This window comes from Streptomyces sp. NH27 (assembly GCF_056859195.1).
In genome coordinates this window covers 1-8,086 of record NZ_JACEGK010000367.1, presented here as the reverse complement: position 1 = coordinate 8,086, position 8,086 = coordinate 1, and the positions used below count along the sequence as shown (strand labels likewise).

Genomic DNA, 8,086 nt, shown 5'->3' with positions numbered 1-8,086 from the left:
TCGCCGTGCTGGTCCTCCTCGGCGTCGGCGTGGGCGTCTGGTACATCAACGACGGCCAGTTCACAACCGTCCCGGGTGTGCTGTCGCTGCCGCAGGCGAAGGCGGAGCACCAACTCGACAAGGCCGGCCTGGGCACCAAGGTGAAGCAGGACTTCTCGCTGACGGTGCCGCGCGGCAGTGTGATCGCCACCGACCCCTCCCCCGGCAAGCGCATCCGCGGCAACGGCACGGTGACGCTGACGGTGTCCAAGGGCCCGCAGCACGTCCGGGTGCCCGACGTCGCCGGGCGCGACCTGGCCACCGCCCGCAAGGAGATCAAGGCCGCGAGCCTGACCCCGGGCACCGTCAGCCAGACGTTCAGCGACGACGTGCCGCGCGGCGGGGTGGTCTCCACCGACCCGAAGGGCACCACGGAACTGGCCCCGGGCACCCCCATCGCGATCACGGTCTCGCGCGGCGCCCCGGTCGACGTGCCGGACGTGGTCGGCGAGTCGGTCACCGACGCCCAGCAGGACCTGGAGGCGGCCGGGCTGAAGGTGGTGCTCGCGCCGGGCAAGGTCTTCTCCGACGTGGCCGACAAGGACAAGGTCGCGCTGGAGTCCCCGGGCAGCGGCAGCCAGGCCGCCAAGGGCGACTCGGTGACGATCACGGTCTCCAAGGGCCAGCAGCAGTTCCCGGTGCCGGACGTGACCGGCAAGAGCGCGGGCGACGCGAAGAAGATCCTCCAGGCCGCGGGCTTCGACGTCCGTGTGATCAACATCTTCTTCGGCAGCACCGTGTTCAGCCAGTCGCCCGACGGCGGCAGCCAGGCCCCCAAGGGCGCCACGATCACCCTCTGGGTGCGCTGAGACCGGTGGCCGAGTGAACGAGCAGATCACGCCTGGCCGGCTGCGCAACCCGGTCGGCGCGCACGTGCCGGTGGCCGGCGGCCTCGCCACCAAGGGCCTCGGCTACGCGAAGCAGTTGGGCGCGGAGGCGGTCCAGGTCTTCGTGGCGAACCCGCGCGGCTGGGCGACCGGCCCGGGCGACCCGGCGCAGGACGAGGAGTTCCGCGCCCGCTGCGCCGACGCGGCCCTGCCGGCGTACGTCCACGCGCCGTACCTGATCAACTTCGGCTCGCACACCCCGGAGACCGTCGACCGCTCGGTGGCGTCGCTACGGCACTCGCTGCGGCGCGCGCGGGCGATCGGCGCGCTCGGGGTCGTGGTGCACACCGGTTCCGCGACCGGCGGCCGCGGTCGCGAGGTCGCGTTGGCGCAGGTACGGGAGCGGATGCGGCCCCTGCTGGACGAGTTGACGCACGACGACGACCCGTGGCTGCTGCTGGAGTCGACCGCCGGCCAGGGTTCCTCGCTGTGTGCCCTCGCCGAGGATCTGGGGCCCTACCTCGACGCGCTGGACCGGCATCCCCGGGTCGGGCTCTGCCTCGACACCTGCCATGTGTTCGCCGCCGGCCACGACATCGCCGCGCCCGGCGGGGTGGACCGGATGTTCGCGGAGATCGAGGACGCGGCGGGGGCGGGGCGGCTCCGGCTGATCCATGCGAATGACTCGAAGGCGGGGTGCGGGGCGCACCTCGACCGCCACGAAGGTATCGGGGCCGGCCGGATCGGGGTGGCCCCCTTCCGCGAGATTCTGGCCCACCCGGCGGCTTCCGGGGTGCCCTTGATCATCGAGACCCCGGGGGGACCTGAAGGCCACGCCTCGGACGTGAAGTTGCTCCAGTCGCTTCGCCGGGATCAGCCCGGGGATTAGCCCTGGAGTAGCCGGGCACATCTGGGGCGCCCTGGAGCCGGGTCAGAGCTCCGGGCCGTCGCCCGGGGCTTCCTGGAAGGAGTAGCGCTGCTCGTTCCAGGGGTCCCCGAGGTTGTGGTAGCCCCGCTCCTCCCAGAACCCGCGGCGGTCGGCCGTCATGTACTCGATGCCGCGGACCCACTTGGGCCCCTTCCAGGCGTAGCGCTTGGGGACGACGAGGCGGACGGGGAAGCCGTGTTCCGCGGTGAGCGGCTGGCCGCTTTCGTGGGTGGCGAAGATGGTGAGGTCGTCGAGGAAATCGTCGATGCGGAGGTTGGAGCTGAATCCGTACTCGGCCCAGACCATGACGTGGGTGACGTCGTCCGCGGGCGGCGCGAGCTTCGCGACGGTGGCGGCGGCGACCCCGCCCCACTCCATCCCGGTCATCGAGAACTTGGTGACGCAGTGGAAGTCGGCGACCACGGTGGCGTACGGGAGCGCGGAGAACTCCTCGTGGTTCCACACCGGCCGCGCCCCCTGCGCGGTCGCACCGAAGACGCGGAAGTCCCAGCGGTCGGGGCGGAAACGCGGCACGGGGCCGTAGTGCGTGACCGGCCAGCCCCGCTGGCGCCGCTGCCCCGGGGGAAGCTGCCCCTCCGGATGCTCGTGCCGACCCATAGCACCATGGTGACAGACCGGCCGCGGTACTTCCGCCGCGAGGCACTGCCGACCGTCCCGACCAGGGGTTTCGCCGCGCCGGGCGGCGACACCGTAAGCGTGCACTTACTGGATCACGCCGCTGCGCGGTGCGAGGATGCCCCGAACTGTCGAGCCCGAACGGGAAGGACGGCGTTGCCATGCAGGGCGACCCCGAGGTCATCGAGTTCCTCAACGAACAGTTGACCGCCGAGCTGACCGCGATCAACCAGTACTTCCTGCACGCGAAGATGCAGGACAACTTCGGGTGGACGAAGCTCGCGAAGAACACCCGCGCCGAGTCCTTCGACGAGATGCGGCACGCCGAGATCATCACCGACCGCATCCTGCTGCTGGAGGGCCTGCCGAACTACCAGCGGCTGTTCCATGTGCGGGTGGGGCAGACCGTCACGGAGATGTTCCAGGCCGACCGGCTGGTCGAGGTCGAGGCGATCGACCGGCTGCGCCGGGGCATCGAGCTGATGCGGTCGAAGTCCGACGTCACCTCGGCGCGGCTGTTCGAGGACATCCTCAAGGACGAGGAGCACCACATCGACTACCTGGACACGCAGCTCGGGCTGATCGAGAAGCTGGGTGAGCCGCTCTACATCGCGCAGCAGATCGAGCAGCCGGAGAGCTGACGGCGGGCGGGGCCGCGACCGATCAGGCGACGCGCCGCAGCGGCAGCGGCAGGGCCGGAGGCGCGGTCGCAGGCTGCAACGGCATCGACCCGGGCTCCAAGGGCGCCGTCGCCGGTGCCCCGGCAGCCTTCGCCGGTTCCAGCCTGGTGCGGGTGGCGCAGCCGTCACCGCGGCCCAGGACCGCCTGGATGCGCTTGACGCAGGACCCGCAGTCGGTTCCGGCCTTGCAGGCGGAGGCGATCTGGCGCGGGGTGCACCGCCCCTCCTCGGCGTGCTGCTTGACCTGCTGCTCGGTGATGCCGAAGCAGGAGCAGACGTACATGCAGGTCACCGCCGATCCAGGGCCAAGAGCTACTGAGGTAACCCTTACCTTACCCAGAGGGCCAGGCAGAAGAAAAGCCACGAGGGGCGCGGATCGATGTGATCCGCGCCGCCCCTACCGCACACGACGCCCACCTGCTGGTAGTCGCGGCCCTACGCGGCCTGATCCGCACATGGATGCGATTGCAGGCGCAGGAATACGGCGCCGGTTCGGGTCCGGCCCTGCGACGCCCCGGCCTGGGGGCCGCAGGGCTGGATCACGACGACCGCCCAGGCGGGGTGCCGCACGGCTAGTGCCGCGACCGGCAAGGTTTGCCCGGTAGCGAGGTGCCCTGGTGCTCCCCCATGGCCTTCGGCGTGGGTGGTACCCCCAGGCCGCAAGGCGGCCGGAAGCCCTCGTAGTGGGCCTACTCGGGCTTTCGGCCAACGCGGCGGGCGCGCGTGCCAGGGCGGCGAGCGGGGCAAACCTTGCCGGGAGGGGCACTAGTTCTTGGAGCGGTTGCCGGTCGGTGTGGGCTCGGGGCCGGTGGTGCATCCGGCCTTACGGCAGTTCGGGTTCTCACAGGACACGGGTGACCGTGGTGCGCACAACTGCACGTCCCTCAGCAGGAGGCCGTCACGCCGTTGGAGTTCTTCGGGATGATCGATCCCGACACCGGGGCCAAGTCGAGCCCCACCGTGTGGGTCGACCAGCAGAAGCACGAGTTCGTCTTCCAGGGCTGGAAGCCCGATGAGGTCACGCTCGCGGAAGCGGCGGCGTTCGAGGTCCCCGGGCACGCCGTCGGCATCCCGGACCACGAAGCCGTCATCCGTATCCCCGCCAGGATGCTGCACATGATCAGGGAGGCGTGCGATGCCCTCGACGGGCACCCCGACGTTCGATGAACTGATCGAGAGCTGCGCTCGCTCAGCGGTACATCTGGAGATACGCGACGCCTACGGAGTCGCCGATGAGGCCGACGATTTTGCCCACTGGCAAGCTACCGGCGAACGAGACACCGACCCGGGATCGCCTTACTGGGGTCCATGGGTGGAATGGGTCCAACAGGCCGTCAGCCGAGGTGTGACCATGCGCCGAACCCGCATCGTCGGCGAGCCCGTCTCCGACTACATCCGGTACGAGCACGCCGGCACCCTCGTCAACATCGGCGCCGGCGAGCAAGTACGGTGGCTGCCGCGCCGGCAGACGTCGGACGTCGCCCTGCCCGGCAATGACTTCTGGCTGTTCGACGACGAGTGGGTCCACTGGAACCACTTCAGCGGTGACGGTGGCTGGATGGGCGAGGAGATCACCAACCACCCGGCCACCGCCAAGTTCTGCGCCGACGCCTTCGAGGCCATCTGGGAACGAGCCATCCCGCACAACCAGTACAACATCAAGTAACCGCCCAGGTCACCGATGCCCGAATCCCCGTCCTCGTCCGCCCAGGCCGCACGCGAGGCAGTGGCCCGGCGCCTTCGCACCATGCGCAAGAGCGCCGGACTCACGGTGACCGAACTCGCCGACCAGTGCGGCTGGCACCACGCCAAGACCAGCAGGATCGAGAACGGCCGCACCGCGCCCAACGCCACCGACATACGGCGCTGGGCGGCAGCCTGCGGTCGGCCCCAGGACGCCGACGATCTCATCGCCCAGTCCCTCAACGCCGAGTCGATGTATCGGGAGTGGCGTGAACAGATTCGAGCTGGGCTGCGGCAGCTTCAGGAAAGCGTCATCGACCTGTACCAGCAGACCGAGCTGTTCCGGGTCTACTCCACAACCATGGTGCCCGGCCTGCTTCAGACCGAGGGATACGCGGCCGCCCTCCTGTCGGCCATCGCCGACTTCCGGCAGATCCCCGTCAACGACGGGCCCGAGGCGGCGGCAGCTCGCGTCGAACGGTCCCGGATCATTCACCAGGCCGGACACCGGTTCGTCATTCTGATCGAGGAAGCGGCTCTCCGCTATCAGCTCGGCGACGGTGACGCCATGGCCGCCCAGCTCGGCCAGTTGCTTACCGCAGGCGCACTGCCTGCCGTCTCCCTTGGCGTCATCCCCGCTGCGACGCCAGATCGCCGCATGTGGCCACAGGAGACCTTCCACGTCTACGACGACCGGATGGTGTCGGTCGAACTGCTGTCGGCTGAGGTGACAATCACGCAACCCAGCGAAGTGGCGCAGTACGTTGCCGCGTTCGAGCGACTGCGGGGTATGGCCGTTTACGGGGCGGAGGCACGGGCGTTGATCGTGCAGGCCATCGACACCCTGACGTGACGTGTTGAGAGGTCGGCGAGGAAGCGGAAGTTCCTGATGGTCCCTTCTGTCAGGCGATTTTGATCGCTCAAGGGCGATACCCCTCGCACCGGGAAGGGCGAGCTGGGAGCGGTTCCGGGGGTGGTGGGGATGTGGGCTGCTGGAGTGGGGTTGCCGGGTGTTCGGGTGGGTTGCGGGTGAGTTCTCTGCCGCTGACACCGGTCGGCTGCTGTTGTGGGAGCGATTTCCCCCTGGCGCGTTGTCGCGCCCTGACGGCGGGTGTGCCCTGGTACGCCCGCAGATCCCGGAGGATGAACATGACCACACAGCGAGCGGTACGACGGATGTCGGCGCGTGTCCTGGCGGCCGGCGTGGCCGCGGCCGCCATGATCATGGCCGCGCCCGTGGTGGCCTCGGCCGCCGGCTCGGCCGGAGCGCCCCGCATGGCCCCGCAGTCAGCACAGGCCCAGCTGGCTTTCCGATGTGCGGAGGTGGCCGGAGACCCGGACAGCGTGCAGGGCAGGGACTGCACGCCCAACCAGCAGGGCCCCATTGAGTCGTCGTTCATCATCCAGGACACCAGTGGGCAGCAGAAGTGGGAGTGCGCGAACGGGTTCGCCAACTCCCCGGCGTTCGTCCAGGGATACGACTGCCAGCCGATCGACTAGCCACCGGCTGGCGATCGCAGGCGGCACCGCGCCCAGCCCGGCAGCGCAATCACGTGGGCTGAGCGCGGGCACCCGGGCTCGAGCGGCGCGGTCTCCAGGGAGCAGCGGCTGATGCTGGGGGCGCGGATCGGTGATCCGCGCCCCGCTGCGTGCCTCGGGCACGGGCTCCCGGTGCTACTGGCCCCGGTACATCTCGGCGACCAGGAACGCCAGGTCGAGCGACTGGCTGCGGTTGAGCCGCGGGTCGCACGCCGTTTCGTACCGCTGGTGCAGGTCGTCGACGAAGATCTCGTCGCCGCCGCCGACGCACTCGGTGACGTCGTCGCCGGTCAGCTCCACGTGGATGCCGCCGGGGTGGGTGCCCAGGCCGTGGTGGACCTCGAAGAAGCCCTTGACCTCGTCCAGGACGTCGTCGAAGCGGCGGGTCTTGTGGCCGGAGGCGGCCTCGAAGGTGTTGCCGTGCATCGGGTCGCAGACCCACGCCACCTTCGCGCCGGACGCGGTGACCTTCTCCACCAGCGTCGGCAGCTTGTCCCGCACCTTGTCCGCGCCCATCCGCACGACGAAGGTGAGCCGGCCGGGCTGCCGGTCCGGGTCGAGGCGGTCGATGTAGGTGAGCGCCTCCTCCGGGCTGGTGCCGGGGCCGAGCTTCACACCGATCGGGTTTCCGATCCGCGAGGCGAACTCGATGTGCGCGCCGTCGAGCTGCCGGGTCCGCTCGCCGATCCAGACCATGTGCCCGGAGACGTCGTAGAGCTTGCCGGTGCGCGAGTCGGTACGGGTCAGCGCGGTCTCGTAGTCGAGCAGCAGCGCCTCGTGGGAGGCGTAGAACTCGACCGTGCGGAACTCGGCCGGGTCGGTGCCGCAGGCGGCCATGAAGGTCAGCGCGCGGTCGATCTCGCGGGCCAGCGCTTCGTACCGCTGCCCGGACGGCGAGGACTTCACGAAGTCCTGGTTCCAGGCGTGCACCTGGCGCAGGTCGGCGTATCCGCCGGTGGTGAAGGCGCGCACCAGGTTCAGCGTGGCGGCGGAGGTGTGGTACATCCGCTTGAGCCGCTGCGGGTCCGGGATGCGGGCCTCGGCGGTGAACTCGAAGCCGTTGACCGAGTCGCCGCGGTAGGTCGGCAGCGTGACGCCGTCGCGGGTCTCGGTCGGCTTGGAGCGCGGCTTGCTGTACTGCCCGGCGATCCGGCCGACCTTGACCACCGGCACCGACGCGGCATAGGTGAGCACTGCTCCCATCTGGAGCAGCGTCTTGAGCTTGTTGCGGATCTGGTCCGCACTCACGGCGTCGAACGCCTCGGCGCAGTCGCCGCCCTGCAGGAGGAACGCCTTGCCCTCGGCCACCGCGGCCAGCCGGGCGCGCAGCTGGTCGCACTCCCCGGCGAAGACCAGCGGCGGATACGAGGCGAGCTCGGCGATCACGTCGCGCAGAGCCTCGGGGTTCGGCCATTCGGGCTGCTGCGCCGCGGGAAGAGACTGCCAGGTGTTGACCCCGGCATGGGTTTCGGCATTCACGGTCACGGGCTCCACAGTACGGGGTCGGGTCGGACCGGGATCGGGCCGCTCAGTGGATGAGACATCTCGTCATCCGATACGGACGGCGGCCACGGCAGTGCGGTAGGGTCGGCACCATGACCGCGATGATCACTCGCAGCACCCAGCACACCTGCTGGCGGACCGCTTCTCCGGCGGCCCGTTAGACATCGCGCGCAGATCACTTCGCGAAGGCCGCCCAAGGGGCGGCCTTCGGTGTTTCCGGGTCCGGCCGCCCCTTCCCCGCCCGTCAAGGA

At 69.9% G+C, this 8,086-nt stretch carries 10 protein-coding genes; 7 read left to right on the top strand and 3 right to left on the bottom strand.

Going from position 1 to position 8,086, the window contains the following annotated elements; all coding sequences use genetic code 11:
• Together AC13HU_RS25985 and AC13HU_RS25980 are read left to right on the top strand one after the other, a co-directional pair.
• On the top strand, positions 1-848 hold an 848-nt coding region (locus tag AC13HU_RS25985), incomplete at its 5' end, for a Stk1 family PASTA domain-containing Ser/Thr kinase (RefSeq protein ID WP_483044374.1).
• 13 nt (positions 849-861) lie between these two features.
• Positions 862-1,755: a deoxyribonuclease IV gene (locus AC13HU_RS25980; RefSeq protein WP_483044373.1), complete on the top strand. Its 894-nt coding sequence runs from the start codon at positions 862-864 to the stop codon at positions 1,753-1,755.
• A gap of 42 nt (positions 1,756-1,797) precedes the next feature.
• On the opposite strand, the gene AC13HU_RS25975 is transcribed toward AC13HU_RS25980, so the two are convergent.
• Positions 1,798-2,412 (bottom strand): molybdopterin-dependent oxidoreductase, encoded by a 615-nt coding sequence (locus tag AC13HU_RS25975; RefSeq protein WP_483044372.1) that lies wholly within the window; start codon positions 2,410-2,412, stop codon positions 1,798-1,800.
• A 179-nt stretch (positions 2,413-2,591) separates the two neighbouring features.
• Here AC13HU_RS25975 and bfr point away from each other — a divergent pair, with 179 nt between their 5' ends.
• Positions 2,592-3,071 (top strand): bacterioferritin, encoded by a 480-nt coding sequence (bfr, locus tag AC13HU_RS25970; protein WP_483044371.1) that lies wholly within the window; start codon positions 2,592-2,594, stop codon positions 3,069-3,071.
• Between the two features lie 22 nt (positions 3,072-3,093).
• On the opposite strand, the gene AC13HU_RS25965 is transcribed toward bfr, so the two are convergent.
• Positions 3,094-3,393 carry a (2Fe-2S)-binding protein gene (locus AC13HU_RS25965; RefSeq protein WP_483044375.1) on the bottom strand — a complete coding sequence of 100 codons (300 nt, stop codon included), beginning with the start codon at positions 3,391-3,393 and terminating at the stop codon, positions 3,094-3,096.
• A 638-nt stretch (positions 3,394-4,031) separates the two neighbouring features.
• Here AC13HU_RS25965 and AC13HU_RS25960 point away from each other — a divergent pair.
• The 4 genes from AC13HU_RS25960 to AC13HU_RS25945 all read left to right on the top strand — a co-directional run bounded on the left by AC13HU_RS25960 (position 4,032) and on the right by AC13HU_RS25945 (position 6,293).
• The gene (locus tag AC13HU_RS25960; RefSeq protein WP_483044370.1) at positions 4,032-4,277 is read left to right on the top strand and encodes a hypothetical protein; all 246 of its coding nucleotides are present in this window, start codon (positions 4,032-4,034) and stop codon (positions 4,275-4,277) included.
• Positions 4,246-4,776, top strand: a complete 531-nt coding sequence (locus tag AC13HU_RS25955; protein ID WP_483044369.1) for a DUF6879 family protein — start codon at positions 4,246-4,248, stop codon at positions 4,774-4,776. Before AC13HU_RS25960 ends, AC13HU_RS25955 begins: the two co-directional genes overlap by 32 nt.
• Positions 4,777-4,791: 15 nt before the next feature.
• Entirely contained in the window at positions 4,792-5,646 is an 855-nt protein-coding gene (locus AC13HU_RS25950; protein WP_483044368.1) for a helix-turn-helix domain-containing protein, read from the top strand.
• 296 nt (positions 5,647-5,942) lie between these two features.
• Entirely contained in the window at positions 5,943-6,293 is a 351-nt protein-coding gene (locus AC13HU_RS25945) for a hypothetical protein (protein ID WP_483044367.1), read from the top strand.
• A 174-nt stretch (positions 6,294-6,467) separates the two neighbouring features.
• On the opposite strand, the gene AC13HU_RS25940 is transcribed toward AC13HU_RS25945, so the two are convergent.
• Positions 6,468-7,817 (bottom strand): class II 3-deoxy-7-phosphoheptulonate synthase, encoded by a 1,350-nt coding sequence (locus AC13HU_RS25940; RefSeq protein WP_483044366.1) that lies wholly within the window; start codon positions 7,815-7,817, stop codon positions 6,468-6,470.
• Positions 7,818-8,086: the final 269 nt, after the last annotated feature.

Excerpts from the sequence above, each read along its gene's own strand:
- AC13HU_RS25975 (WP_483044372.1), bottom strand. The coding sequence starts at position 2,412 with ATGGGTCGGCACGAGCATCCGGAGGGGCAGCTTCCCCCGGGGCAGCGG.
- bfr (WP_483044371.1), top strand. The coding sequence starts at position 2,592 with ATGCAGGGCGACCCCGAGGTCATCGAGTTCCTCAACGAACAGTTGACC.
- AC13HU_RS25965 (WP_483044375.1), bottom strand. The coding sequence starts at position 3,393 with ATGTACGTCTGCTCCTGCTTCGGCATCACCGAGCAGCAGGTCAAGCAG.
- AC13HU_RS25960 (WP_483044370.1), top strand. The coding sequence starts at position 4,032 with ATGATCGATCCCGACACCGGGGCCAAGTCGAGCCCCACCGTGTGGGTC.
- AC13HU_RS25955 (WP_483044369.1), top strand. The coding sequence starts at position 4,246 with ATGCCCTCGACGGGCACCCCGACGTTCGATGAACTGATCGAGAGCTGC.
- AC13HU_RS25950 (WP_483044368.1), top strand. The coding sequence starts at position 4,792 with ATGCCCGAATCCCCGTCCTCGTCCGCCCAGGCCGCACGCGAGGCAGTG.
- AC13HU_RS25945 (WP_483044367.1), top strand. The coding sequence starts at position 5,943 with ATGACCACACAGCGAGCGGTACGACGGATGTCGGCGCGTGTCCTGGCG.